At 70.2% G+C, this 25,905-nt stretch carries 25 protein-coding genes and 2 tRNA genes; 8 read left to right on the top strand and 19 right to left on the bottom strand.

Features of this window, described 5'->3' with window-relative positions; translation table 11 throughout:
• The first annotated feature begins 27 nt into the window (after window positions 1–27).
• A complete protein-coding gene (locus tag JJ691_RS45990) occupies window positions 28–669 on the top strand; it encodes a pyridoxamine 5'-phosphate oxidase family protein (protein ID WP_211765677.1) in 642 nt (213 codons plus the stop codon).
• A 133-nt stretch (window positions 670–802) separates the two neighbouring features.
• Here the strand turns inward: JJ691_RS45990 and JJ691_RS45985 are convergent, their stop codons facing one another.
• The 4 genes from JJ691_RS45985 to JJ691_RS45970 form a co-directional block, all read right to left on the bottom strand.
• A complete protein-coding gene (locus JJ691_RS45985; RefSeq protein WP_211765676.1) occupies window positions 803–1,273 on the bottom strand; it encodes a cysteine dioxygenase in 471 nt (156 codons plus the stop codon).
• Window positions 1,274–1,404: 131 nt separating this feature from the next.
• Entirely contained in the window at window positions 1,405–2,505 is a 1,101-nt protein-coding gene (locus tag JJ691_RS45980) for a cystathionine gamma-lyase (RefSeq protein ID WP_211765675.1), read from the bottom strand.
• Between the two features lie 17 nt (window positions 2,506–2,522).
• Complete coding sequence (locus JJ691_RS45975; RefSeq protein WP_211765674.1) at window positions 2,523–3,530, bottom strand: NAD(P)H-dependent glycerol-3-phosphate dehydrogenase; 1,008 nt, start codon at window positions 3,528–3,530, stop codon at window positions 2,523–2,525.
• Between the two features lies 1 nt (window position 3,531).
• Window positions 3,532–4,266 carry a lysophospholipid acyltransferase family protein gene (locus JJ691_RS45970; RefSeq protein WP_211765673.1) on the bottom strand — a complete coding sequence of 245 codons (735 nt, stop codon included), beginning with the start codon at window positions 4,264–4,266 and terminating at the stop codon, window positions 3,532–3,534.
• A gap of 52 nt (window positions 4,267–4,318) precedes the next feature.
• Between JJ691_RS45970 and cofC the strand changes: the two genes are divergently transcribed.
• The 4 genes from cofC (at window position 4,319) to JJ691_RS45950 (ending at window position 8,857) form a co-directional block, all read left to right on the top strand.
• Entirely contained in the window at window positions 4,319–4,942 is a 624-nt protein-coding gene (gene cofC, locus JJ691_RS45965; protein ID WP_249227457.1) for a 2-phospho-L-lactate guanylyltransferase, read from the top strand.
• 30 nt (window positions 4,943–4,972) lie between these two features.
• On the top strand, window positions 4,973–5,176 hold the full coding sequence (locus JJ691_RS45960) for a hypothetical protein (protein WP_211765671.1): 204 nt from the start codon (window positions 4,973–4,975) through the stop codon (window positions 5,174–5,176).
• 646 nt (window positions 5,177–5,822) lie between these two features.
• A complete protein-coding gene (locus JJ691_RS45955; RefSeq protein ID WP_211772152.1) occupies window positions 5,823–7,958 on the top strand; it encodes an RNA degradosome polyphosphate kinase in 2,136 nt (711 codons plus the stop codon).
• A gap of 2 nt (window positions 7,959–7,960) precedes the next feature.
• Entirely contained in the window at window positions 7,961–8,857 is an 897-nt protein-coding gene (locus JJ691_RS45950) for an NUDIX hydrolase (RefSeq protein WP_211772153.1), read from the top strand.
• A gap of 338 nt (window positions 8,858–9,195) precedes the next feature.
• On the opposite strand, the gene JJ691_RS45945 is transcribed toward JJ691_RS45950, so the two are convergent.
• The 3 genes from JJ691_RS45945 to leuC all read right to left on the bottom strand — a co-directional run bounded on the left by JJ691_RS45945 (window position 9,196) and on the right by leuC (window position 12,077).
• Window positions 9,196–9,843 (bottom strand): HU family DNA-binding protein, encoded by a 648-nt coding sequence (locus tag JJ691_RS45945; RefSeq protein ID WP_211765670.1) that lies wholly within the window; start codon window positions 9,841–9,843, stop codon window positions 9,196–9,198.
• Between the two features lie 207 nt (window positions 9,844–10,050).
• Window positions 10,051–10,653: a 3-isopropylmalate dehydratase small subunit gene (gene leuD / locus JJ691_RS45940; RefSeq protein WP_211765669.1), complete on the bottom strand. Its 603-nt coding sequence runs from the start codon at window positions 10,651–10,653 to the stop codon at window positions 10,051–10,053.
• Window positions 10,654–10,673: 20 nt separating this feature from the next.
• Window positions 10,674–12,077: a 3-isopropylmalate dehydratase large subunit gene (gene leuC / locus JJ691_RS45935; protein WP_211765668.1), complete on the bottom strand. Its 1,404-nt coding sequence runs from the start codon at window positions 12,075–12,077 to the stop codon at window positions 10,674–10,676.
• 95 nt (window positions 12,078–12,172) lie between these two features.
• Here leuC and JJ691_RS45930 point away from each other — a divergent pair, with 95 nt between their 5' ends.
• The gene (locus JJ691_RS45930) at window positions 12,173–12,874 is read left to right on the top strand and encodes an IclR family transcriptional regulator (RefSeq protein WP_052395712.1); all 702 of its coding nucleotides are present in this window, start codon (window positions 12,173–12,175) and stop codon (window positions 12,872–12,874) included.
• Window positions 12,875–13,239: 365 nt separating this feature from the next.
• Here JJ691_RS45930 and JJ691_RS45925 read toward each other — a convergent pair.
• The 3 genes from JJ691_RS45925 to JJ691_RS45915 form a co-directional block, all read right to left on the bottom strand.
• Window positions 13,240–13,312, bottom strand: a tRNA-Glu gene (locus JJ691_RS45925).
• 56 nt (window positions 13,313–13,368) lie between these two features.
• Window positions 13,369–13,440, bottom strand: a tRNA-Gln gene (locus JJ691_RS45920).
• Between the two features lie 117 nt (window positions 13,441–13,557).
• Window positions 13,558–14,292, bottom strand: a complete 735-nt coding sequence (locus tag JJ691_RS45915) for an HAD family hydrolase (protein WP_211765667.1) — start codon at window positions 14,290–14,292, stop codon at window positions 13,558–13,560.
• Between the two features lie 289 nt (window positions 14,293–14,581).
• Here JJ691_RS45915 and JJ691_RS45910 point away from each other — a divergent pair, with 289 nt between their 5' ends.
• Window positions 14,582–15,802: an FAD-dependent oxidoreductase gene (locus JJ691_RS45910; protein WP_211765666.1), complete on the top strand. Its 1,221-nt coding sequence runs from the start codon at window positions 14,582–14,584 to the stop codon at window positions 15,800–15,802.
• Between the two features lie 49 nt (window positions 15,803–15,851).
• Here JJ691_RS45910 and JJ691_RS45905 read toward each other — a convergent pair whose 3' ends face one another.
• The 3 genes from JJ691_RS45905 to cimA form a co-directional block, all read right to left on the bottom strand.
• Window positions 15,852–16,499, bottom strand: coding sequence for a LuxR C-terminal-related transcriptional regulator (locus tag JJ691_RS45905; protein ID WP_211765665.1), 648 nt, complete (start codon window positions 16,497–16,499; stop codon window positions 15,852–15,854).
• Window positions 16,500–16,671: 172 nt separating this feature from the next.
• Window positions 16,672–17,445, bottom strand: coding sequence for a fumarylacetoacetate hydrolase family protein (locus JJ691_RS45900; protein WP_211765664.1), 774 nt, complete (start codon window positions 17,443–17,445; stop codon window positions 16,672–16,674).
• 81 nt (window positions 17,446–17,526) lie between these two features.
• Window positions 17,527–19,140, bottom strand: coding sequence for a citramalate synthase (gene cimA / locus JJ691_RS45895; protein WP_211765663.1), 1,614 nt, complete (start codon window positions 19,138–19,140; stop codon window positions 17,527–17,529).
• Window positions 19,141–19,459: 319 nt separating this feature from the next.
• On the opposite strand from cimA, the gene JJ691_RS45890 reads away from it, so the two are divergent.
• Window positions 19,460–20,128 (top strand): Tm-1-like ATP-binding domain-containing protein, encoded by a 669-nt coding sequence (locus JJ691_RS45890; protein ID WP_211765662.1) that lies wholly within the window; start codon window positions 19,460–19,462, stop codon window positions 20,126–20,128.
• A 155-nt stretch (window positions 20,129–20,283) separates the two neighbouring features.
• Here the strand turns inward: JJ691_RS45890 and JJ691_RS45885 are convergent, their stop codons facing one another.
• The 6 genes from JJ691_RS45885 to ilvN all read right to left on the bottom strand — a co-directional run bounded on the left by JJ691_RS45885 (window position 20,284) and on the right by ilvN (window position 25,878).
• Window positions 20,284–21,324, bottom strand: a complete 1,041-nt coding sequence (locus tag JJ691_RS45885; protein ID WP_211765661.1) for a 3-isopropylmalate dehydrogenase — start codon at window positions 21,322–21,324, stop codon at window positions 20,284–20,286.
• Window positions 21,325–21,571: 247 nt separating this feature from the next.
• Window positions 21,572–23,170, bottom strand: coding sequence for a phosphoglycerate dehydrogenase (serA, locus tag JJ691_RS45880; protein WP_211765660.1), 1,599 nt, complete (start codon window positions 23,168–23,170; stop codon window positions 21,572–21,574).
• A 148-nt stretch (window positions 23,171–23,318) separates the two neighbouring features.
• A complete protein-coding gene (locus tag JJ691_RS45875) occupies window positions 23,319–23,606 on the bottom strand; it encodes a DUF397 domain-containing protein (RefSeq protein WP_211765659.1) in 288 nt (95 codons plus the stop codon).
• The gene (locus tag JJ691_RS45870; protein ID WP_211765658.1) at window positions 23,603–24,028 is read right to left on the bottom strand and encodes a hypothetical protein; all 426 of its coding nucleotides are present in this window, start codon (window positions 24,026–24,028) and stop codon (window positions 23,603–23,605) included. Before JJ691_RS45870 ends, JJ691_RS45875 begins: the two co-directional genes overlap by 4 nt.
• A gap of 282 nt (window positions 24,029–24,310) precedes the next feature.
• A complete protein-coding gene (gene ilvC / locus JJ691_RS45865; RefSeq protein ID WP_211765657.1) occupies window positions 24,311–25,324 on the bottom strand; it encodes a ketol-acid reductoisomerase in 1,014 nt (337 codons plus the stop codon).
• Window positions 25,325–25,371: 47 nt separating this feature from the next.
• The gene (gene ilvN, locus JJ691_RS45860; RefSeq protein WP_211765656.1) at window positions 25,372–25,878 is read right to left on the bottom strand and encodes an acetolactate synthase small subunit; all 507 of its coding nucleotides are present in this window, start codon (window positions 25,876–25,878) and stop codon (window positions 25,372–25,374) included.
• Between the last annotated feature and the right edge of the window lie 27 nt (window positions 25,879–25,905).

The following is a 25,905-nucleotide window of genomic DNA, read 5'->3' as shown; positions in this document are numbered from 1 at the left end:
CACTTCCATAATGCCACTTGCCGGCCGATGCTGGTGGACGTGAGCCGAACTCCACTGTCACCGACACCACGAACCGTCGTCAACCGGCACAGCGAACGCGCCGCCACGGATCGCGCGGCGTTGGACGACGTGCTCGACTCCGGCCTGATCTGCCACCTCGGCGTGCTGTTCGACGGCGCGCCGGTCGTGCTGCCCACCGGCTACGGCCGCGACGGCGACACCCTCTACCTGCACGGATCCACCGGCACACGGAGCATGACCGCCGGCCCGGTGTGCGTCACCGTGACCATTGTGGACGGCATCGTCTACGCGCGGTCGGTCATGCACCACTCGATGAACTACCGCAGCGCCGTGGTGCACGGAACCACCCGCCGGGTGGACGACCCCGAGGAGAAGCTGCGCGGGCTGCAGGCCGTCACCGAGCACCTCGCGCCTGGATCCTGGGACCACGCGCGGCTGCCCAACAAGAAGGAACTGGCGGCCACCGTCGTGCTCGCGCTGGACCTCACCGAGGCGTCGGTGAAGATCCGCGCCAAGGGACCGGTCGACGAGGACTTCGACATCGAGGCCAACACCGCGTGGGCCGGCGTGCTGCCGCTGAGCAGCCAGTGGGGCGTGCCCGAGTCGGACTCCCCGTTGCCCGTGCCGGAGCACGTGCTCAAGCGGTGATCCGCAACAAGGGACCGGTCGACGAGGACTTCGACATCGAGGCCAACATCGCGTGGGCCGGCGTGCTGCCACTGAGCAGCCAGTGGGGCGTGCCCGAATCAGACCCCTCGCTCGCCCGTGCCGGAGCACGTGCTCAAGCGGTGACCGGACCCGCCACCGGGTCGAAGCGGTAGGGCGTCATCCGCTGCCGGGTCGGGCCGAACACGTGGATGCTCACCGCGGGGTCATCGCCCTCGTTGCGCATCTGGTGCACGTAGTTCGGCCCGAACACCCGGGACAAGCCGGCACGCAGCACGTGCAGCGCCTGGCCGGCGTGTCCGGGCCGGCCGACGAGCTCGGTGAGCACGCCGTGCACCACGGTGAACGCGCCTTCGGCGCCGCCGTGGTCGTGCAGTTCCGCGCCCTGGCCGGGCAGCCAGCTCATCAGCCACACCTCGTGGGTGGGCGTGCGCTGGACCAGCGCGGTCCAGCGCTCTATCGGGTCGTACCGCAGCAGGTGTGCCCAGCTCGCGCGGTCGGCGACGACCTCACGCAGGATCTTGGTGGGCTGCTGCGGCGCGGTGCGGGCAGCCGACAGCACGGTGTTTTCCGGAACGGCGAACATGATGGACTTGTCTTCCTGGTGGGTGCGAACGACGGCGCGGACCTGTCACCGAGGAAGACACAGCGCGCCACAGACCCGGCAGAGGTCGATGTGACCCCGCCGTTCGGTCATGGCACGCAGCAACATGGTCGCTATTGAAGCGGCACCGCCAGCGCCCGGTCAAGCGCACCCACCACGTCCTGTACCAGATCGTGGGAATCCTCCAGACCGGCCGAGAACCGGACCATCCCCTCGGACACCGGGTCGCCCCACTGGGCCCGCCGGTCGGCGGTGCTGTGCAGGCCGCCGAAGCTGGTCGCCGCCGACACCAGGGCACTGGCCCCGACGAACCTCGTCACCAGTTCGGCCGAGGCCAGCTCGAACGTGAAGACGCCGCCGAAGCGGCGCATCTGCCGGGACGCGATGGCGTAGGACGGATCGTCGGGCGACCCGGGCCAGCGCACAGTGGCCACCCCCTCGTGCCCACGCAGCTTGGCCACCAGAGCCTCGGCGTTCTCGGCCTGCCGGGCCAGCCGGACGTCCAGCGTGCCCAGCCCGCGGTGCACCATCCACGTCTCGAACGGACCGGGAATCGCGCCGCTGACCGTGCGCTGCCGCTGCAACTCCTGCCACAGCGCCTCATCCGTCACGGTGACGTGTCCGAAAAGGACATCGCTGTGCCCGGCCAGAGCCTTGGTGTCGCTGGCCACCGACACGTCCGCGCCGAGTTCCAGCGGCCGCTGGCCCAGCGGCGTCGCCGTGGTGTTGTCCACGGCCACCAGCGCGCCGGCGGCGTGCGCCAGCTCGGCGACCGCCTTGATGTCGCAGACGTCCAGCCCCGGGTTGGACGGCGATTCCAGCAGCACCAACCGGGCCCCGGCCACCACGTCCGCGGTCCACGGGCCGGTGGTCGGCACCTCGCGCACCCGAACGTCCAGCCCGGCAAGGAAGGTGCGGACCAGGTAGTAGCCATCCGATGGCACGATGAGCACATCACCGGGCGACAGCAGCGTCCGCAGCATGGTGGTGATCGCCGCCATGCCCGACGGGAACACCGTGCACAGACCGCCGTCCAGCGCGCCGATCGCCGACTCCAGCGCCCGCCAGGTCGGATTGCCGGCGCGGCCGTAGAAGTCGTCCGCACCGAGGTGATACGGGGCGGCGAGCACCGGGCCGCCCAGGAAGGGTTGCCCAGCAACGGGTCCGTCCGAACCCGAGTGCACGCAGCGGGTTCCGTCGCCCCATTCGGTCATGAACCTTCCACCTTCCGTCACCGCTCCGCCTTCTGGGCCCGCCCCAGCAGTTCCGCGGCCATGCGACGCGGGTCGAGTCCGTCGTGGCAGACCCGGCGCACCCCGTCGGTGATCGGCATGTCGACCCCGTGCTTCGCGCCCAGATCCTGGATGGAGGAACAGGACTTCACGCCTTCGGCGACCTGCCCGTGCGTGGCTTCCTGGGCCTGCGCCAGCGTTTCCCCCTTGCCCAGCCGCTCGCCGAAGCTGCGGTTGCGGGACAGCGGCGAAGCACAGGTGGCGACCAGGTCGCCGAGGCCGGCCAGACCCGCGAACGTCAGCGGATCCGCGCCGAGCGCCGCGCCCAGGCGAGCGGTTTCCGCCAGCCCGCGCGTGATCAGCGACGCCATCGTGTTGTCGCCGAAGCCCAGCCCGTGGGCGATGCCGCAGGCCAGCGCGATCACGTTCTTGCACGCGCCGCCGAGCTCGCAGCCGACGACGTCGGTGATGGTGTACGGCCGGAAGTACCCGTTGGCGCTCGCGCGCTGGACCGCCACCGCCCGCTCGTGATCCGTGCACGCGATGACGGTCGCGGTCGGCTGCTGCGCGGCGATCTCCCGGGCCAGGTTCGGCCCCGACACCACGGCCACCTGCTCGGCCGGCACCTGCGCGACCTCGGCCACCACTTCGCTCATCCGCTTGCCGGAGCCCAGTTCGATGCCCTTGGCCAGGCTGACCAGCGTAGCCCCGGCCGGCAGCAGCTCCCGCCACGCGGCCAGGTTCGCCCGCAGGGTCTGGCTGGGCACCGCGAGCACCACGGCCTCGGCGCCGTCCAGCGCCAGCAGCGGATCGGCGGTGGCGCGCAGCGTCTCCGGCAGCCGGATGCCCGGCAGGTAGCCGGTGTTCAGCTTCTGGCCGGTGATCTCGTCGGCCACCTCCGGCCGGCGCGCCCACAGCACGACGTCGCGGCCCGCGTCGGCCAGCACCTTGGCGAACGTGGTGCCCCACGACCCGGCCCCCAGCACCGCGATGCGCTGCAGCTCCATCTCACTCCCCGTTCTGCTTGGCCTTGGCCGGGGGGTAGAAGCCGTCCGGCGCCTGCTCGCCGCGCGCCTGCGCCACCAACTCCTTGACCCGTTCCATCAACAGGTCGGTCACCTCGCGCAGCACCTGCGCGGTGACCGGCTGGTCCCGGTAGGCCGACAGGTCGATCGGCTCGCCCAGGATCGAGGTGACGGTCTTGCGCGGGAACGGCCGGAACTTCTTGCTGTACCCGTCGTAGAGGTCGCGGGTGCCCCAGCGGGCGGCCGGGATCACCGGGACGTTGTTGGCCAGCGCCAGCCGGGCCACGCCGGTGCGGGGGGCCATCGGCCAGCCGTCCGGGTCCTTGGTGATCGTGCCCTCCGGGTAGATCACCAGCAGCTTGCCCTGCTCCAGGGCCTCGTTGGCGACATCGAGGCTCTCCTTGGCCGCGCGCAGGGTCTCCCGGGCGTCACCGCCGCGGTAGACCGGCACCTGGCCGGCCCCGACCAGGACCTTGCCCAGCACCGGGACCTTCCACAGCGAGGCCTTGGCCATGAAGCGCGGCACCCGGTCGTTGTTGTGCACGAGGATGGCGTCGAACACCGGGTCGAGATGCGACACGTGGTTCATCACCAGCAGCGCGCCGCCGTGCCGGGGCAGCTTCGGCCCCTTGTTCACCCGGCGCGCCAGCAGCTTCACCGTCGGATAGAGGACGATGGCGCACAGCCTGATCCATGGCCCGCCCTTCTCCTTGCGCATCCGCACTCCCTCGCCGTTCGTTTTCGTCGGGCCGAGTCTGCATGATGGAGATGTGCGGAGCTACCTCGACCTCGTGGTGCCGGTGAAGCGGCTGGAGCGGGCCAAGTCCCGGCTGGTCGGGGCGGCCGACGGCGGCATCGGCGACCAGCGGGCGCACGCGGACCTGGTGGTGGCCCTGGCGCTGGACACCATCACCGCCGCGGCCGGCGCGGACGGCGTCGGGGACGTGGTGGTCGTCACGTCCGACCCCATGCTGACGGCGGTGCTGCGGGCCGAGGGGATTCGGTGCGTGCCCGAGGCCGAGCCTGGCCTGAACGAGGCGTACCGGCACGGGGCCTCGATGCTGGGCCGGCACGTCGGGGCGCTGCAGGCGGATCTGCCGGCGCTGCGGTCGGCGGAGCTGGCCGCCGCCATCGCGGCCGCGGACGGCAAGCGGGCCTTCGTGCCCGACCGCCAGGGCACCGGCACCACGCTGCTGATCTCCGCCCCCGGCGAGCCGCTGGACCCGCGCTTCGGCGTCGGGTCGGCGCAGGCGCACCGGGCCTCCGGGGCGGTCGAGCTCATCGGCGACTGGCCGTCGCTGCGCTGCGACGTCGACACCGAGGCCGACCTCTCGATCGCCGCCGGGCTCGGTCTGGGGCCGCGCACCGCGCAGCGGTTCCGGCTCTCGGCGTGATCCACAGTGGACCGCGCTAGGCTGGTCGACATGGATTCGGCCGCCATGGAGCAGGCCACCGTGCACACCTCGCACGCGGACGGGTCGGCGACCGTGCTCAAGGACAACGGTCTGCTGGTCGACGTGCCCGCGGCGGCGGTCGCGGCCGGCGGCTGGCGCTCGCCGCGGCCCGGCCAGCGCGTGACGCTGCACCGGCAGAACGGTGTGATCACGCAGATGCGGCCGCCGTCGTAGCTCTGGGTGTTCACCGTGTCGTTCCTCGCGAGCAGCGCCTTTTCGGCCGCTCTGGGGAACAATGGCGACCGTGCGTACGGAAACCAACGACGAGGCCACGGCCGAGCAGACCAAGCCCGCCACCGCCAAGGCGCGGCAGCCACGAGCGACCCCCAGGCGGACGAGCACCCGTACCACCGCGGCCACCGCCAAGGCCGCGGCGGAGACGCCGGCGCCCAGCCGGCGACGCAGCACAGCGAAGGCGGAACCCGAACCCGCGGCCAAGACCCGCGCCACCCGTGCCCGTGCCGCGAAGGCCACGCCGGCCGCGAAGCCGGTAGCCGCCAAGAGCACGGAACCGGCGGCCGCCAAGCCGACCCGCACCACTCGCGGCCGCGCTACCAAGGCGGCCCCCGTCGCGGCCAACGCGACCGAGGCCACCACGGCGACGGAGACCGCGAACCCCACGCGGAGCCGGTCCAGGACCGCGGCCGCGAAGACCGCCGCCCCCAAGACCGCCGCTCCCAGGACAGCCGCGAAGCCGAAGGCAGCACCCAAGCCCCGGACGCCGCGCACCCGTGCCGCCGCCACCAAGGCGGAATCCGTTCCGCTGGTCGATGCCAAGACCGCCGTCGTGACGCCGGTTCCGCCGGCTGAACGCACCCGGCTGCCGCGCACCGACGCCCCGGCGCACCGGGTCAGCACGCCGCCGGCCGTGACGGCCAAGGAGATCGAGACCGACCTGCCCGACGACCGGTACTTCAACCGGGAGCTGTCGTGGCTGGACTTCAACGCCCGCGTGCTGGCGCTGGCCGAGGACGCCTCGCAGCCGCTGCTGGAGCGGGCCAAGTTCCTGGCCATCTTCGCGTCGAACCTGGACGAGTTCTACATGGTGCGGGTCGCCGGCCTCAAGCGCCGCGAGGAGACCGGCCTGACCGTGCGCAGCGCCGACGGTCTCACACCGAGCGAACAGCTCAGCCGGATCGCCGCCCGCACCCAGGAACTGGTCGACCAGCACGCCAAGGCGTTCCTCAACGAGATCCGCCCGGGGCTGGAGCAGCACGGTGTGCGCATCGTGTCCTGGCAGGACCTTGAGGAGAACGACCAGCTGCGGCTGTCCAACTACTTCAGCGAGCAGGTCTTCCCGGTGCTGACCCCGCTCGCGGTGGACCCGGCGCACCCCTTTCCTTATATCTCTGGGCTGTCGCTGAACCTGGCCGTCACCGTGCGCTCGCCCGAGGGCGGCCCGGAGCAGTTCGCCCGCGTGAAGGTGCCGGACAACGTGCCGCGGCTGATCCGGGTCGAGGCCGACCGCCGCAGCGGCACCGCCACCTTCCTGCCGCTGGAGGAGCTGATCGCCGCGCACCTGGGCGAGCTGTTCGCCGGCATGGACATCATCGAGTGCCACGTCTTCCGCATCACCCGCAACGCCGACCTGGAGGTCGAGGAGGACCAGGACGAGGACCTGCTCAAGGCCCTGGAACGGGAACTGGCCCGCCGCCGGTTCGGCCCGCCGGTGCGCCTGGAGGTCGGCGACGACATGACCGACCACGTGCTTCGCCTGCTGCTGCGGGAGATGGACGTGGAGCCGGACGAGGTCGTGGAGGTGCCGGGTTTACTGGACCTGTCGTGCCTGTGGCAGGTGTACGGCGTGGACCGCAAGGAGCTCAAGGACCCGCCGTTCGTGCCGGCCACCCATCCGGCGTTCGCCGACCGCGAGACGCCGCGCAGCGTGTTCGCCACGCTGCGGGACGGGGACGTGCTGGTGCACCACCCGTACGACTCCTTCTCCACCAGCGTGCAGCGGTTCATCGAGCAGGCCGCGGCCGACCCGAACGTGCTGGCCATCAAGCAGACCCTGTACCGCACCTCGGGTGACTCGCCGATCGTGGACGCGCTGATGGACGCGGCCGAGGCCGGCAAGCAGGTGGTGGCGCTGGTCGAACTCAAGGCGCGGTTCGACGAGGAGGCCAACATCAAGTGGGCCCGGGCGCTGGAGAAGGCCGGCGTGCACGTGGTCTACGGCCTGGTGGGCCTCAAGACGCACTGCAAGACGGCGCTGGTGATCCGCCAGGAGGGCTCGTCCATCAAGCGCTACTGCCACATCGGCACCGGCAACTACAACCCGAAGACCGCGCGGCTGTACGAGGACGTCGGCATCCTAACCGCGGAGCCGACGATCGGCGCCGACCTCACCGATCTGTTCAACGTGCTGACCGGCTATGCCCGGCAGGACAACTACCGCAGCCTGATGGTCGCGCCCTACGGCGTGCGGCGGGGCATCGTGCGGCGGATCGAGCAGGAGATCGAGCACGCGCGGGCCGGTCGCCGGTCGGGCATCCGCATCAAGGTGAACTCGCTCGTGGACGAACAGGTCATCGACGCCCTGTACCGCGCCTCGCAGGCCGGCGTGCCGGTCGAGGTCGTGGTGCGCGGCATCTGCGCGCTCAAGCCGGGTGTGCCGGGCCTGTCGGAGAACATCACCGTGCGGTCGATCCTGGGACGTTTCCTGGAGCACTCGCGGCTGTTCCGGTTCGCCGGTTCGGACGAACTGTGGATCGGCAGCGCCGACATGATGCACCGCAATCTGGACCGCCGGGTCGAGGTGCTGGTGAAGGTGACCGACCCGAAACTGGTCGCCCAGTTGGACAGTGTGCTGGATTCGACGATGGATCCGGCCACTCGCTGCTGGGTGCTGCAGGCCAGTGGCAACTGGGATCCGTCCCCGGCGGACGGTTCCCGGGTTCGCGATCACCAGGTGGAACTGATGAAACTGCACAGCGCGAAGGAACAGCAGGTGTGACTATCGCAGCCGCCGGCGCCGTTGTCTGGCGTCCCTCCAGTGTGACCGGGCAGATCGAAGTCGCCGTGGTGCATCGACCACGATATGACGATTGGTCACTGCCCAAGGGAAAATTGGACGCTGACGAAACGGAGCCGGCGGCCGCGGTTCGGGAAGTGCTGGAGGAGACCGGCTTCTCGATCGTGTTGGGCCGCCGCTTGCCATCGGCCGAATACCGCGTGGACGGCAAGGCGAAGGTCGTCCACTACTTCGCGGCGCGTTACGTCGATGGCGACTTCGCGGCCAACGACGAGGTCGACCGGTTGAAATGGGTGGCCCCCGATGCCGCCGGGGATCTGCTGTCGTATGGGCATGACCAGGTCGTGCTGGCCGAATTCACCGCCCTGCCAGCGCGTTTGAGCACGTTGCTGCTGGTCCGGCACGCCAAGGCCGGCAAGCGCGAGGAGTGGGACGGCGACGACGACCGGCGGCCGCTGAGCCCGGCCGGGCGGCGGCAGGCCGACGGCGTGGCCCGGATTCTGCCCCTGTTCGGGGCTGATCGCGTCCATGCGGCCCCCAGGACGCGGTGCGTGGACACGGTGGCCAGGCTGGGCATGGAGATCCGCAGCGAGCCGCTGCTGTCCGAGGAGGGCTACTGGGTGAGCCCGTCGGCCGGGGTGGCCCGGCTGCTGGACATCGTGGCCGCTGGCGGCACTCCGGTGGTGAGCAGCCAGGGTGGCGTCATTCCCGACGTCATCGCCCGGCTGGCCGACATGAACGGCCTGCGGCTGGCCGAGATCGCCAGCAAGAAGGGCAGCTTCTGGGTGCTGTCGTTCCGGCCGCCGACCGCCGACCGGGAGCCGCGCCTGGTCGCCGCCGACTACTTTCCCAGCCCGCTCCCGAAACCCTCCGGCCGCTGACCAGGTTCGCGGGTCTCCAAGACCCACAAACCCCAGGTGTTGGTGTCTCCAAGACCCGCAAACCCCACCGGTTGTGGTCTTGGAGACCCACAAACCCCTGGCCACAGCTGGGTTTTCCCTACTCCTCAACCCCCATAACGTGATCAGGGGCCCGTGCTGGATGCACAGGCCCCGGGGTCTGGGGTGTCCCCAGAAAAGCCGCGAGCGAGGTCTGCGCGCTAGCGCAGACCTCGCTCACTCGCGAGTTCACGAACTCGGTACGCGCGGGTCGGGCACCGGGTTCGCGGTGGTTCTCACAGCAACTCGCCCGGCCGAGCGGGTGACTCGGCCGCGCGGGGTCACTTCTTGGCGGCAGCGGCCTTCTTCGGCGCGGCCTTCTTGGCGGCCGGGGTGGCCTTCTTCGGCGCGGCCTTGGCGGCGGCCGGCTTCGCGGCAGCGGTCGTGGTCGCGGCCGCGGCGGCCGTCTTGGCGGCAGCGGTGGTGCGCTTCGGCGCGGCCTTCCGCGTGGTGGCGGGCTTCGCGGCAGCGGCGGCGGCCGGCTTGGCGGCAGCCGTGCGACGCGTGGTGGCCGGCTTGGCGGCGGCGGTCGCCGTCGTCTTGGCGGCAGCGGTGCGGCGCGTGGTGGCCGGCTTGGCGGCAGCGGCGGTGGTGCTGGCGGCAGCGGCCCGCGTGGTGGCGGCCGGCTTGGCGGCAGTGACCTTCGGCAGCTTCTTGGCGCCGCTGATGACGTCCTTGAACGTCGTGCCAGCGCGGAAAGCGGGAACGTTGGTCTTCTTGACCTTCACGGTCTCGCCGGTGCGCGGGTTGCGCGCGGTGCGCGCGGCCCGGGCCCGCTTCTCGAACACACCGAAGCCCGTGACGTTGACCTTCTCGCCCTTGTGGACGGTGCGCACGACGATGTCGACGATGCCGTCGACGGCCGAGCTCGCGGCCTTCTTGTCGCCGAGACGCTCGGCCAGAGCCTCAATGAGTTGGGCCTTGTTCACTTCAGTCCCTCCCAGGACACTATCGGCCCTGTAGTTGGGCCACTTCTCGCACACGGTAAGCCAACGCGCCAAGAATTTCCACGCGCCACGCCCATTTTTTTGTTGCTGGCGCGTTGGATCCGCCCCACCGGGGGACATAAGCCCGGTTTTCGAAGCGGCGAGGGAGGGAGGATGGGGCCGCCGGAAACCCTTCCGGCGGCCCCGTGTTCAGCCCGCCGCGACGGGGTTCGTTGTGGGCAGCCAAGTTGGCCGGCCGCCCTCGAATTCCCCGATCGCGTCGACGTTTCGCAAGGTCAGGCCGATATCGTCGAGCCCTTCCAGCAGACGCCAACGGGTGTAGTCGTCGATCTGGAAGGGGGCCGAGAAGTCCTTGGCGCGGACCGTCTTCGCGGTCAGGTCGACGGTGACCTCGGTGCCGGGCTCGTTCTCCAGCAGCTTCCACAACAGTTCGATGTCGGACTGCTCACACTGCGCGGCCACGAGGCCCTGCTTGCCGGAGTTGCCCCGGAAGATGTCGGCGAACCGGGACGACAGCACCACCCGGAAGCCGTAGTCCATCAGCGCCCAGACGGCGTGCTCGCGGGACGAGCCGGTGCCGAAGTCGGGGCCGGCGACCAGAACACTGCCGCCGCGGAAGGGCTCCTGGTTGAGGATGAAGTTCTCGTCGGCCCGCCAGGCCGCGAACAGGCCGTCCTCGAAGCCGGTGCGGGTGACGCGCTTCAGATAGACGGCGGGGATGATCTGGTCGGTGTCCACGTTGGACCGGCGCAGCGGGACGCCGACCCCGGTGTGGCTGGTGAAGGGTTCCATCGGTCTACTCCCCTGCTTTCTCAGTCCAGGTCGGCCGGCGACGACAGCGTGCCGCGCACCGCGGTGGCCGCGGCGACCAGCGGCGACACCAGATGGGTGCGGCCGCCCTTGCCCTGGCGGCCCTCGAAGTTGCGGTTGGAGGTGGACGCGCTGCGCTCGCCCGGCTTGAGCTGATCGGGGTTCATGCCAAGGCACATGGAGCAGCCCGCGGACCGCCACTCGGCGCCGGCCGCGGTGAAGACCTGGTCCAGTCCCTCGGACTCGGCCTGCGCGCGCACCCGCATCGAACCGGGCACCACCAGCATGCGTACGTCCGAGGCGACCTTGCGGCCCTTGAGAACCGCCGCCGCCGCGCGGAGGTCCTCGATGCGCCCATTGGTGCAGGAGCCGAGGAAGACGGTGTCCACGTGGATCTCACGCAGCGGCGTGCCCGGCTCCAGGCCCATGTACGCCAGCGCCTTCTCGGCCGCCACCTTCGCGTTCTCGTCGCCGATGTCCTCGGGGTCGGGCACGCGGTCGCCGAGCGGCAGGCCCTGCCCCGGGTTCGTGCCCCACGTGACGAACGGGGTCAGCGTGTCCGCGTCGATGTCCACCTCGACGTCGAACTCCGCGTCCGCGTCGGTGCCCAGGGTTCGCCAGTACTCGACCGCGGTGTCCCAGTCCGCGCCCCGCGGCGCGTGCTGGCGGCCCTTGATGTAGTCGAAGGTCGTGTCGTCCGGCGCGATCATGCCGGCGCGGGCGCCCGCCTCGATCGACATGTTGCAGACGGTCATCCGGGCTTCCATGGACATCGCCTCGATGGCCTCGCCGCGGTACTCCAGGATGTAGCCCTGCCCGCCGCCGGTGCCGATCTTCGCGATCACCGCCAGGATCACGTCCTTGGCCGTCACGCCGGGCCGCAGCGTGCCGTTGACGTTGATCGCCATCGTCTTGAACGGCTTGAGCGGCAGCGTCTGCGTGGCGAGCACGTGCTCCACCTCGGAGGTGCCGATGCCGAAGGCGATCGAGCCGAACGCGCCGTGCGTGGAGGTGTGGCTGTCGCCGCAGACCACGGTCATGCCCGGCTGGGTCAGGCCCAGCTGCGGGCCCACCACGTGCACGATGCCCTGTTCCGCGTCACCCATCGGGTGCAGCCGCACCCCGAACTCCGCGCAGTTGCGGCGAAGCGTCTCCACCTGGGTGCGGGACACCGGGTCGGCGATGGGAAGTTCGATGTCCACCGTAGGAACGTTGTGGTCCTCGGTGGCGATCGTCAGATCGGGCCGGCGTACCCGCCGGCCGGCGAGCCGCAGCCCGTCGAACGCCTGCGGGCTGGTGACTTCGTGCACCAGGTGCAGGTCGATGTAGATGAGGTCTGGTTCGGCTCCGTCGCCCTTGCGCACCAGGTGCGCGTCCCAGACTTTCTCCGCGAGCGTGCGGCCCATGGTCTCCTCCCCCTTCGGGGATGTCGGTGTCAGATCGGGGTTCTCACATGCTGAGCGACTGGACTTCCCACATGTCGGGAAGCTAATATCGCGACGTGGGACAGCATAGCGGGATCGGCGTTCTGGACAAGGCGGTGGCGGTGCTCAGCGCCGTGGCCAAGGACCCTTGCGGCTTGGCCGAGTTGTGCAATCGGACTGGCCTTCCGCGCGCCACCGCGCACCGCCTCGCCGTAGGCCTGGAGGTGCATCGCTTGCTGCGCCGCGGTTCCGACGGCCGCTGGCGCCCCGGCGCCGCCCTGGCCGAGTTGGCCGGCGGCGCCACCGACCCTCTTCTGGACGCCGCTTCCTCAGTCCTGCCGCGCCTGCGCGACATCACCGGCGAAAGCGTCCAGCTCTATCGCCGCGACGGCATGCAACGCATCTGCGTCGCCGCCGCCGAGCCCCCGAGTGGCCTCCGCGACACCGTCCCCGTCGGCGCCCGCCTCCCCATGACCGCCGGCAGCGGTGCAAAAGTTCTCGCGGCTTGGGCAGATTCCCCCACCCAACGCGCCCTCCTGACCGACGCCCTCTTCGGCGAACGCACCCTCCTGGAAGTCCGTCGCCGCGGCTGGGCCCAATCGGTCGGCGAACGCGAACCCGGCGTCGCTTCCGTCTCCGCCCCCGTTCGCGACTCCTCCGGCACAGTCATCGCCGCCGTCTCTGTCTCCGGCCCCGTGGACCGCATAGGCCGCCGCCCTGGCGGTCGCTGGGCGGCAGACCTCCTAGCCGCCGCCGAAGCCCTCCAAAACCGCCTCTGACCCCACGCGCCTCCCGACGCTCAAGGGGAGCCGCCGCGCATCCCTTTGAGTGATGCTCGAATACCCAGCTGACCCCGAACTGGAATCTCAGCTGCCCGAGAACGGGACTCGCCATGCCCCAAAGCGGAACTCGCCGTGCCCAAAGCGCGACTCGCCGATGGTCAGCTCTCCCACCCCACGCACCCACCGCAGGGCGAGCGAAGCGAAGCCTGACCGAGCGGCGATGGCGAGCGCAGCGAGCCGAGCCCGAAGGGGGGTCCAGGGGGGCGAAGCCCCTCCTGGCTTGGGGTCTGGGGCGAGAGCCCCAGAGGACAATGCGAAAAGATCCCTGTGTGGCCTCGCCACACAGGGATCTCCCGATCTTGTAGCCCCGACGGGATTCGAACCCGCGCTACCGCCTTGAGAGGGCGGCGTCCTAGGCCGCTAGACGACGGGGCCAGGACTTCGTTTTCTTGCTTGGAGGTACCCTAGCACATCGCTTTGGGTGCCTCGCGCTGGGGTACCAGGACTCGAACCTAGACTAACTGAACCAGAATCAGTCGTGCTGCCAATTACACCATACCCCATTGGCATTCTGGATCAGCTTTGGTGTTCCCGGCCGCTGTCCGCCCTGCCGGAATGAATACTAGACCATGGTTGGCCTGATCGTGAAATCGCCCCCACCGGGGTGCTGATCGCGCAGGTCAGAGGCCGTCGGCGAGCTCGCAGACGAGCAGCTCGGGCAGGTCGGCGAGGCTGTTGATGGTCCACACGCCGTCGGGCGCCGTCTCGTCGCTGAGGCCGTCGCGGTTGAGCCAGACGCCGTGCATGCCGGCGTCGCGGGCGCCGATGGCGTCGAGGTCGAGCCGGTCGCCGACGTGAACGGTCTCGGTGGGCAGCACGTCGAGGTCGAGGCAGGCCGTGTGGAATATCACCGGGTCGGGTTTGGCGACACCCAGTTCACCTGCGATGACGACCCGGTCGAAGAATTCGGACAGGCCGACGGCGGCGATCTTGGCGCGTTGCCGGGGACCGGAGGCGTTGGTCACGGCGGCGATCTTGATGCCGCTTTCGCGGAGCCAGTCGAGCAGCGGCAGGGTGTCGTCGAACACCCGCCAGGACCGTTCCATGACGGCGAGCCGGCTGTCTTCGCGGCGGCGCACCTCGGCGTCGTCGAGGTGTTCGCCGAGCACGGCGAAGAAGGCCTTGGTGCGCTCCCAGCGCATGGTGTCGTAGTCGAACTCGCCGGAGATGGCCCGGGCGACGTGCTCGTCGGTGGTGCGCTGCCAGGCGGGCCACGCCTCGTCGTGTCCGACAAGGGCGGTCAACGCGGTTCTCGCCGATCCATCGTAGTCAATCAGCGTGTCGTCGATGTCCAGGCAAACGGCACGGATTTCGACGGCGGCGCGGGTGGTGAATGCGGAGAGAACTGGCGTCACCAGGAGAGGCTAGGTGTGGATCCCTTGTCCGCGATTCGGCTAACAAGGTGAAGCTGCCCCTTGTTGGCGGTCACTCTCCGCCGTCTTCCGATTCCGCTGCGCGTGCGGCACGGCTCGTTTCCTTTGGCCCGGCAACGGGTTTGTCCGACTCGTGGCACATCGGTGACGGGGTGCGACCGGACGGGCGTGCGAGGCGTCACGTCTGCCTCTTCGGGTGAACCGGGTTGACGGGACCGGCCACCAGGAGCACTCTTCAGCTATTCAACAAGTGTTGAAAAGAGGGATGGCGATGGAACGCACGACCTGCTGCGTGGTGGGTGGCGGACCGGCCGGCATGATGCTGGGCCTGCTGTTGGCCCGGGCCGGAGTGGACGTGACGGTGCTGGAGAAGCACGGCGACTTCCTGCGGGACTTCCGCGGCGACACCGTGCACGCCTCGACGCTGCGACTGCTGGACGAACTGGGCCTGGCCGAGAAGTTCGCCAAGGTGCCGCACCAACTGCTCACGAAGATGGCCCTGCCGCTGGGGCCGCGGGACAACGTCGCGGTGGACCTGACCGCGCTTCCCGGCCCGCACAAGCACATCGCGATGGTGCCGCAGTGGGACTTCCTCGACATGCTGGCCGACGCCGCGGCCCAGGAGCCCACCTTCCACCTGCGGATGAACACCGAGGCGACCGGCCTGACCATGAGGGACGGCCGCGTCACCGGGATCACCTACCGCACCCGGGACGGCGAGACCGGTGAGATCGCCGCCGACCTCACCGTCGCCTGCGACGGCCGCCGCTCGATCCTGCGCAGCGCCCTGGGGCTGGGCATCCACAGCTGGCGGGTGCCGATGGACTGCTGGTGGCTGCGGGTGCCGCGGCACGAGGGCGACCCCAGCGGCGCCGGCGGCGTCATCGGCCGCAAGCGCATGCTGGTCTACCTCGACCGCGGCGACTACTTCCAGCTCGCCTTCCTGATCGAGAAGGGCTCGGACGCACGCTGGCGGGAGGCCGGTCTCCAGTCGTTCCGGGACAGCCTGGTCGATATCGCGCCGTGGCTGGCCGACCGGGTCGACACCATCGAGTCGCTGGACGAGGCCAAGCTGCTGGACGTCAAACTGGACCGGCTGACCAAGTGGTACAGCGACGGCCTGCTGTGCATCGGCGACGCCGCGCACGCCATGTCGCCGGTCGGCGGCGTCGGCATCAACCTGGCCGTGCAGGATGCCGTTGCCGCGGCCCGGATCCTGGCCGCGCCGCTGCGCCGAGGAACCGTCACGACTGAGGACCTGGCCAAGGTGCAGCGCCGTCGTGGGCCCGCCACCAGCGTCACCCAGGGCTTGCAGCGGCTCATGCACGCCAACGCCGTCGCCCCCGCCCTGAGCGGCAAGCTCGACCTCAACCAGCGGACCCCGCTCGCGCTACGGCTGGCCCAGCGGTTCCCGAAGCTGACTCTGATTCCCGGCTATCTGATCGCGATCGGCTTCCGCCCCGAGCACGCCCCAGAATTCGCACAGCGCTGACCGCTCTGGTCACTATCGGCCGCGCGGGACTCAATCACCCGCGCGGCGGCTACCTGGGCACGCGTCCACTCAGGACCATTGCCACCACCTGGGCGCGGTCCTTTGCGCCCAGTTTGCGCAGAATCGCCTTCACGTGGGTTTTCACCGTGTCCGTGCTGATGAACAGGTGATGGGCGATGGTCTGGTTGTCCAGGCCTTTGATCATCTCGGCCAGCACGTCGAACTCACGGGCCGACAGCTGGGGCAGCACGGCGTGCGGCGGCAGGTCGGCGGACAGCTGCACCTGGCCGCCCAGGCGCGGGTCGAGCACGTGGGTGGCGCCACCGAGGACCTCGTTGAACACCGCCAGCAGTTCCCGCATCGGCGTCGTCTTGAGCATGTAGCCGGCGGCGCCCTGGTTCAGCGCCGCCTTGGCCCACTCGGGGCTGTCCATGTCGCTGACCACCATCGTGACCGCCGACGGGCGCTGCGCCCGCGCATCGCGGACCGTACGCAGCGCGCCCGCACCCGGCACCGCCAGATCCGTCACGACGAGGTCGACGAGCAGGCCCCGCAGACAGCGCAGCGCCTCGGACGAGGTGTGCGCCACACCCACCACCCGAAAGCGCTGGGTGCGCTGCAAGCAGACGCGCAGGCCCTCGGTGATCAGCTGAGAGGCGTCGACCAGCAGCACCCTTGCGGGGTCGGGGACCACCATGCGATCACCTCCGCTGCGCTGCGGCCAACCGGTCGGGCCTGATTGCTGACCTCACTGGTTTCGCAATCGGCTCAACGCGGGATAGCACGCCATGGTTCAGCAGCGGAAGCCGCCGAAGGGCCGGTCAGCGCGAAGTTGCGCCGACCGGCCCTTCGATCGTGGGCCAACGCGACTAGATGCCGGCGACCTTGTTGGTGAGTGTGCCGATCCCCTCGATGGACACCGAGACGGTCTGCCCGTCGGTCATCGGGCCCACGCCGGCCGGGGTGCCGGTCAGCACCACGTCGCCCGGCAGCAGGGTCATGCCGGCCGTGATCCACTCCAGGATCTCGCCGACGCCGTGCAGCAGGTCGCTGGTGTTGCCGTCCTGCTTGAGCTCGCCGTCCAGCTCGGTGCGCAGCTCCAGGTTCGACGGGTCCAGGTTGGTCTCGATCCACGGGCCGAGCGGGCAGAACGTGTCGTGCCCCTTGCCCCGCGTCCACTGGCCGTCGGCCTTCTGCTGCTCGCGGGCCGTGACATCGTTGGCGATGGTGTAGCCCAGGATGGCCGAGCCCGCGTTCTCCGCCTTGAGCCGGCGCACCGGCAGGCCGCCGATGACCACCGCCAGCTCGCCCTCGAAGTCCACCCGCCCCAGGTCCCTGGGCACCTCGATGGTCGCGTCCGGCCCGATCACCGACGTCGACGGCTTCATGAAGATGACCGGGTCGGCCGGCGGCTCCCCGCCCATCTCCCGGGCGTGGTCGGCGTAGTTCTTGCCGATGCACACCACCTTGGACGGGCGGATCGGGGCCAGCAGCTGGACCGAGGCCAGCGGCCAGGTCCGCCCGGTGAACTTCGGGTCCTCGAACACCGAGGTCGACAGTTCCGCAGCGATCAGGCTGTCCGGCTCGCCGCCGATGGCGACGAAGGACGCCCCTTCAGAATGTGAGATCCGAGCGAAACGCATGGTGCAGAGCTTATGCCGCGCGGGCCACGCCGGGCTCGGCCCGTTGGGGCCGATGCCTCACACTCTCCTGCCCTGGACTGCTCAAGCCAGGGCCTTCACCCGCATCGCCTTGTGAGCCAGGGCGTCGCACAGGGCCAGCCAGCTGGCCTCGACGATGTTGTCGTGCACGCCGACCGTGGTCCACTCGTGCTCGCCGTCGGTGGACTCCACCAGCACCCGGGTGGTGGCGTCGGTGCCCGGGTGATCGGTCAGGATGCGCACCTTGTAGTCGGCCAGCTCCACACTGTCCATCCAGGACAGATGGGGCCGCAGTGCCTGCCGCAGCGCGGCGTCCAGGGCGTGCACCGGCCCGGTGCCCTCGGCGGTGGCGATGACCCGCTCGCCGCCGACGTGCACCTTGACGGTGGCCTCGGACACGATCACGCCGTCCTGCCGGTGATCCAGCAGCACCCGGTAGGACTCCAGGACGAACGGCGGCTCGTCCACTTCGGACAGCTCGTTGCGCAGCAACAGCTCCAGCGAGGCGTCGGCGGCCTCGAAGGACCAGCCCCTGGCCTCCAGGTCCTTGACCTTGCGCACCGCGTTGCCCACCGCGTCCGGCCGACCGGCCAGGTCGAGCCCGAGCTCTCGTCCCTTGAGCTCCAGACTCGCCCGGCCGGCCATCTCGGTGACCAGGACCCGCATGCCGTTGCCGACGGTGGCCGGATCGATGTGGTTGTACAGATCCGGATCCACCTTGATCGCGCTCGCGTGCAGCCCCGCCTTGTGGGCGAAGGCCGAAGCCCCGACATAGGCCTGGTGGGTCTCGGGGGCGATGTTCGCGATCTCGGCGAGGGCATGGGACACACGGGTCAGCTCGGCGACGGATTCGGCGGGTATCACCGGCATCCCGAGCTTGGTCACGAGGTTCCCGAGGACGGCGAACAGGTCGGCGTTGCCGGCCCGCTCGCCGTAGCCGTTGGCGGTGCACTGCACGTGGGTCGCGCCGGCCTGCACCGCGGCGATGGTGTTGGCCACCGCGCAGGACGTGTCGTCCTGGCAGTGGATGCCGACCCGCAGCCCGGTGCGGGCCATCACCTCGGTGACTGTCTGCCCGAGCCCGACCGGGAGCTGGCCGCCGTTGGTGTCGCACAGCACCACCACGTCGGCCCCGGCCTCGCCGGCCGCCCGCAGCACACGCAGCGAGCACTCCGGGTCGTAGGCGTAGCCGTCGAAGAAGTGCTCCGCGTCGAGGAACACGCGGCGGCCGTTGGCCACCAGGTACCGGACGGTGTCCGCGACCATGGCGCAGTTCTCGTCGACGTCGGTGCGCAGCGCCCGCTCGATGTGCCGGCGGTCGGACTTGGCCACCAGGGTGACCACCGGGGCCTGTGAGTCCAGCAGGGCCTGCACCTGCGCGTCGTCCTCGACTTTCACGCCGGCCTTGCGGGTCGAGCCGAACGCCACCAGCACCGCGTGCTTGAGCTCCAGCTCGCCGGCGGCCGCGCGGGCGAAGAACTCCGTGTCCTTGGGCAGGGCGCCGGGCCAGCCGCCCTCGATGAAGCCGACACCGAGGCCGTCCAGCAGGCGGGCGACCGCGAGCTTGTCCGTGACCGAATAGGTGATGCCCTCGCGCTGGGCGCCGTCCCGCAGGGTGGTGTCGAAGACGTGGAAGCCGTCGCCGAGCGGCGTGCCGGCCGGGGTGGTCCTGCTCAACGGTCTACTCCTTGCCAGAAGGTGACGTGGCCCAGAAAAGCAAAAAGACCCCCTGCGGAAGCAAGAGGTCTGCGCGCCGGGTGCCTCGAGGGGCACTGTCCCGGCGCGCTACGAAATGATGATCACGGTGTGGAGAGCCACACCGGCATGGTGCCACACCTGCCCCCGTCCGACCAAGGCTCGGACGAAAGTTCCCACCAGTCGGGAATTTTCACCGAGTCAGCCCATGACCGGTCCACCTGACCAAGATTGGACTGGTCCAATTTCGCGATTGGTAGCAGCCTTGTCGTAGCCGCCTTCGTCGAAGGGAGAAGGCTGCGTGGTCACTGTTGTCCTGCTGGGCGCGCCCAACGCCGAGGGAGCCGAGTACGCCTGGCTGATGGACCGCGTCCGCGTCGGGGGCTGCGAGCCGGTCGCCCTGGACGGCGCCTCGGCCGCCGACGTCCTCGTCAAGCTGCACGAACAGGGCCGGTTGCACGGCGTGCTGGCCGTCGGCGGGCCCACCGGCGGCTCCCCCGCCTTCGCCGCCTTACGGGCACTGCCCATCGGTGTGCCCAAGCTCCTGGTCACCGCCCGGGACCACAACACCCACGGTGGCGTCACCGACCTCACCACCATGCACTCCGTCGTCGACATCGACGGCATCGACCAGGTGTCCGAACGCATCCTGGACAACGCCGCCGCCGCCATCACCGGAATGGCCCGCAGCTACCACGCCGGACGGCACAACCCCACCCGGCACCACCGGCCACTGGTCGCCACCACCGTGCCCGCCACCCGGCCGCAACTGGAGCACTGGGGCTACGCCGTCGTCGTCGTGCCCGACAGCCGTCCCCTCCCGTCCCTTGTGGACAGCGGCTTCCTGGCCGGCGTCATCTCCACCGACGCCACCGCCGCCTACACCGTCCCCCACGTCGTCTGCGACGACGCCGCCTACGCCCCCGAAGCCGCCGACGACCTCCACCACATCATCACCGGCGGCTCGTGACCCCGCGAGTCCCGCTCTGAGGCAAGCGAATGTGGAGTTCCGGGCGGACAACGCCGCCGGACACCTGTATTTCGTGTGCCTGAGAGCGGGACTCGCCGGAAAGCAGTGTGCCCCCGGCTCGGAGGGAGCCAGGGGCACACGGGATGGAGCGTGGGTCAGGCGGTGGTGCGGGTGTTGGAGGAGACCAGGGCCGCGAGGCGGTCGCCGATGGCGTAGGTGGCACCGGGCGAGGCGTGGTCGCGGGTGGCGAGGTCGAAGGCGACGGAGGCCTCGATGCGCCGGGCGGCCTCGTGCTCGCCGAGGTGGTCGAGCATCAGGGCCACCGACAGCACGGCGGCGGTGGGGTCGGCGATGCCCTGGCCGGCGATGTCGGGGGCGGAGCCGTGCACGGGCTCGAACATGCTGGGGTTGCGGCGGGTCACGTCGAGGTTGCCGCTGGCGGCCAGGCCGATGCCACCGGTGACGGCGGCGGCCAGGTCGGTGAGGATGTCGCCGAACAGGTTGTCGGTGACGATCACGTCGAACCGGCCCGGGTCGGTGACCATGTGGATGGTGGCGGAGTCGACGTGCTGGTAGTTGACGGTCACGTCGGGGTGCAGCAGCGACACCTCCTCCACGACCCGGGACCACAGCGAGCCGGCGTGGGTGAGCACGTTGGTCTTGTGCACGAGGGTCAGGTGCTTGCGGGGCCGCGCCGCGGCGCGGTCGAAGGCGTCGCGGACGACCCGGTCGACGCCGAACGAGGTGTTGATGCTGACCTCGGTGGCGATCTCGTGCGGGGTGTCCTTGCGCAGCAGGCCGCCGTTGCCGGCGTACAGGCCCTCGGTGCCCTCGCGCACCACGACCATGTCGATGTCGGGCGGGTCGGCGATCGGGCTGCGCACGCCCGGGTACAGCCGAGCCGGCCTCAGGTTCACATGGTGGTCGAGTTCGAACCGGAGCCGCAGCAGCAGCCCCCGCTCCAGGATCCCGCTGGGCACCGACGGGTCGCCGACCGCGCCGAGCAGGATCGCGTCGTGCTGGCGCAGCTCGCCGAGCACTGACTCCGGCAGCAGCTCCCCGGTGGCGTGCCACCGCGCCGCACCAAGGTCGTACCGGGTGATCTCCGCCGTCGGAACCACCTCGCCGAGCACCTTCAGCGCCTCGGCCACTACCTCGGGCCCGATCCCGTCACCTGGGATCACCGCGAGCCGCATCCACACACCTCCCGGAGTTCGGTCCCATCACGGGACCATCCATCTCTCGCGTGAGGCTACCCGTACTTCCCCTACTAATCGGAGTCCGAACACGCTTCTGGGGTGATCTCTCCCGAAGTGCGGGACACCCGGATGGCGCAATCGCCACCCATACGGGTGACACGGGCCCCCTGACCGGCCCCAACTTGCGGTGAAGGGGTCCTTCCCGACGTCGAACGCCAGGAAGGACCCCTTCCGCCCAAAACGGTCAGATCAGCGAGATGGACCGCACGGTGTGCGCGCCCACGGCGGCGCCGATCGGCTCCAGCACGCCGGCGTTCACCGCGCGGTCGGCGCGCAGCAGCATGACGGCGTCGGAGCCGTCCTTGGTCTGCGAGATCTGGGCCGCCTCGATGTTCACGCCGGCCTCGCCGAGCAGGGTGCCGACGGTGCCCATGACGCCCGGCCGGTCCTGGTACTCCAGCAGCACCAGCTCGCCGGCGGCCCGCAGGTCGAAGCCGCGCCCGTTGACCTCGACGAGCTTCTCCACGGCGTCCAGGCCGGACAGCGTGCCGGACACCCGCAGCGCGGTCCCGTCGGGCAGGGCGGCGCTCACGGTGACCAGGCTGCGGTGGTTGGCGCTCTCCGGCTCCTTGACCAGGTTCACGCTCACGCCCAACGTCTCGGCCAGGGCCGGCGCGTTCACGAACGTGACCTGCTCCTCGACGATGCCGGAGAACACGCCGCGCAGCGCGGCCAGCGGCAGCACCGAGACGTCCTCGTTGGACAGTTCGCCGCGGACGGTCACGGTCACCGAGGCCGGGGCCTTGCCGGCCAGCGCCGACAGCACCACGCCCAGCTTCTGCACCAGCGGCAGGTACGGGCGGACCTCGTCGTTGACGACGCCGCCGCTGGCCACGTTCACCGCGTCCGGCACGAAGTCGCCGCGCAGGGCCAGCCGCACCGAGCGGGCCACGTCGGTGCCGGCCCGGTCCTGGGCCTCGGCGGTGGACGCGCCCAGGTGCGGGGTGACGACCACGTTGGGCAGCTCGAACAGCGGCGAGGCGGTGGTCGGCTCGGTCTCGAAGACGTCGATGCCGGCGCCGCCGACGTGACCGTCGCGAATGGACTCGGCCAGCGCCGTCTCGTCGACCAGGCCGCCGCGGGCGGCGTTGACGATGATGACGCCCTTCTTGGCCCGCGCCAGCTGCTCCTTGCCGATCAGGCCCTTGGTCTCCGGGGTCTTGGGCAGGTGGATGGAGATGGCGTCGGCCCGCTCCAGCAGCTCGTCCAGGCTCACCAACTCGATGCCGAGTTGGGCGGCACGGGCCGGGGCGACGTACGGGTCGTAGGCGATCAGCTCAGTGCCGAAGGCGGCCAGGCGGGCCGCGAACAGCTGGCCGATCTTGCCGAGGCCGACCACGCCGACGGTCTTGCCGGACAGCTCCACGCCCGAGTACGAGCTGCGCTTCCAGGCGCCGCCGCGCAGGCTGGCCGAGGCCTCGGGGATACGGCGGGCGACCGCCAGCAGCAGGCCGACCGCGTGCTCGGCGGCCGAGGTGATGTTGGAGGTGGGCGCGTTGACCACGAGCACGCCGTGCTTGGTGGCCGCCGGCACCTCGACGTTGTCCAGGCCGACACCGGCGCGGGCGACCACCTTGAGCTTGCTGGTGGCCTCGAACACCTCGGCGTTCACCTGCGTGGCCGAGCGGACCAGCAGCGCGTCCGCGTCGGCGACTGCGGACAGCAGCGCCGGGCGGTCGGTGCCGTCGACGTGGCGTATCTCCACCTCGTCCCCGAACACCTCGATGACGGAGGGCGCGAGCTTCTCGGCGATCAGGACGACGGGACGACTGGCATTGGTCACGACACAGCTCCAGGTTTCGGCGCGCGACAGTCTGAGGACGGCCCACCGGCACGACGCTGTGCTGGACCCTCGTCGCATCCTACGAGTTGGCCGTCTAGTTGGATGCGCGAATGTTAACCCTGGTGTAACTACCAGGGTTCGCCTGGAACTACCAGGGTTCGTCGAACTCGCCGTCCCTGGCCCCCTTGACGAAGGCGTCCCACTCCGCGGGAGTGAACACCAGGACCGGGCCCGTCGGCTGGGCCGAATTGCGCATCGCCACATAGGTCACGCCGTCACTGTGCGGCACGAACGCCACCTCGACGTGCTCTGTCCCACCGTCATCGCCACCGGCAGCGCCGTCGCCCTCGCCCCGCTGCCAGCGCGCGGCGGACAGGTCCAGGCTGCCCCGGACGTTGGCCTTGTCGTCGTAGATCGGCGCAGCCTCGTCGCTCATGCCGGCAGAGTAACGGCATACTCCGGACGGCGTGCACGCGTCCGATCCGGGCGCACAGCCGCAGTAACGCCGGCGGGATCAACGGCCAGCCGGCCCCGATCGTGCGGACGCTCCTTGCCAGTGAGGCGAACCGGGGTCAGCGAACCGTGGTCGTCGGCCCCCGTATGCGGCCGGGTAGCCAGCGGTAGCCGCCCTGCTCGGGGCAGCCCGTCGGACGAGACGTCGGCGGCGTTGGTGTCGACCATCTGGGCGATGGTGTCCCGGTCAGTTCGCCGGTCGCCGGCGTAGCCGAACTCCTTGTGCCGGCAAGGATCGTTCACCTCGACCCGACCGTCCACACCGGACGGATGGCACTCGATGTCGGTGCTCAGCTGCACGGGCAGGTCGCGCCGGCAGGCCAGCGCGGCGTCCCGGACGGCCATGATGTGCCGCGGCTTGATGTTGCCCAGCGCGCTGCGCGGGCCTTCGGGCGCAAGGGTTCGGTGACCGGACGACGCACGGCAACGCAGGTGATGCCGGGCACACCCTTGCGGGGCATCAAGTCCAGGTCACGGCCGGGATCACGGCCCCGCGACACCCGAGCGGCCGCCCCGGACTGGGCCGCTCGGGGCGGATCCCTGGGCCATCCGGATGGATTCCGCCCCGGACAAGCGAAACGGCCGCGGGGCAAGACGCCCCGCGGCCGCTTCCGGCAACCAGGAAGATCAGGCCGTCTCGGTGATCGGACGGTCCACCCAGGACATCAGGCCGCGCAGCTTCTTGCCGACCTCCTCGATCGGGTGCGCCGCGCCCTCGTTCTGCAGCTTGGTGAAGTTCGGGCGGCCGGCCTCGTCCTCGCCCACCCACTCGCGCGCGAAGGTGCCGTCCTGGATCTCGCCCAGGATCTTGCGCATCTCCTCCTTGACCGCCGGCGTGACCACGCGCGGGCCGCGGGTCAGGTCGCCGTACTCGGCGGTGTCGGAGATCGAGTAGCGCATCTTCGCGATGCCGCCCTCGTACATCAGGTCGACGATCAGCTTGAGCTCGTGCAGCACCTCGAAGTAGGCGATCTCCGGGGCGTAGCCGGCCTCGGTGAGCACCTCGAACCCGGTCTGCACCAGCGCGGAGGCGCCGCCGCAGAGCACGGCCTGCTCGCCGAACAGGTCGGTCTCGGTCTCCTCGGTGAACGTCGTCTTGATGACGCCGGCCCGCGCGCCGCCGATGCCCTTGGCGTAGGACAGGGCCAGCGCCTGCGCGCCGCCGGTGGCGTCCTGCTCCACCGCGATCAGGCAGGGCACGCCCTTGCCGTCCACGAACTGGCGGCGCACCAGGTGGCCCGGGCCCTTCGGCGCGACCATCGCGACGTCCACGTTGGACGGCGGGGTGATCAGGCCGTAGCGGATGTTGAAGCCGTGCCCGAAGAAGATCGCGTCGCCGTCCTTCAGGTTCGGCGCGATGTCGTCGGCGTAGATCTTGCGCTGCTTGGTGTCCGGAGCCAGGATCATGATCAGGTCGGCTTCGGCGGCGGCCTCGGCCGGGGTGAGCACCCGCAGGCCCTCCTCCTCGGCCTTCGCCCGCGACTTCGAGCCCTCCGGCAGGCCGATGCGCACGTCCACACCGGAGTCGCGCAGGCTCAGCGCGTGGGCGTGGCCCTGGCTGCCGTAGCCGATGACGGCCACCTTGCGGCCCTGGATGATGCCGAGGTCGGCGTCGTCGTCGTAGAAGATCTCGACAGTCATGACTTTCCTCAGGTTCCTTCCGAACAGTGCTGATTTTTTGGCTGAACTCAGCGGGCCGCAGTGGCGGTGATGGACCGGGCGCCGCGTCCGATGGCGACCATGCCGGACTGCACCATCTCACGCAGACCGTAGGGCTCCAACATCCGCAGCAGCGCGTCGAGCTTGTCGCCCGTCCCGGTTGCCTCGATGGTCAGCGCCTCGGGCGAGACGTCGACCACCTTGGCCCGGAACAGCTGCACCGTCTCCAGCACCTGGCTGCGCACGGTGGCGTCGGCGCGGACCTTGACCAGCAGCAGCTCCCGCTGCACGGCCGTGGTCGGCTCCAACTCGACGATCTTGATGACGTTGATCAGCTTGTTCAGCTGCTTGGTGACCTGCTCCAGCGGCAGCTCGTCGACGCCGACGACGATGGTCATGCGGGAGATGTCCGGGTGCTCGGTCGGGCCGACCGCGAGCGACTCGATGTTGAAGCCACGCCGGGAGAACAGACCGGCGACGCGGGCGAGGACACCGGGCTTGTTCTCGACCAGGACGCTGAGAGTGTGCTTGGTCATGGTCATCCCCGCCCCTCGCTAGCGCTC

It is taken from the genome of Kutzneria sp. CA-103260 (assembly GCF_018263855.1).
Classification (GTDB): domain Bacteria; phylum Actinomycetota; class Actinomycetes; order Mycobacteriales; family Pseudonocardiaceae; genus Kutzneria.
This window is presented reverse-complemented; position numbering and strand designations above follow the sequence as displayed.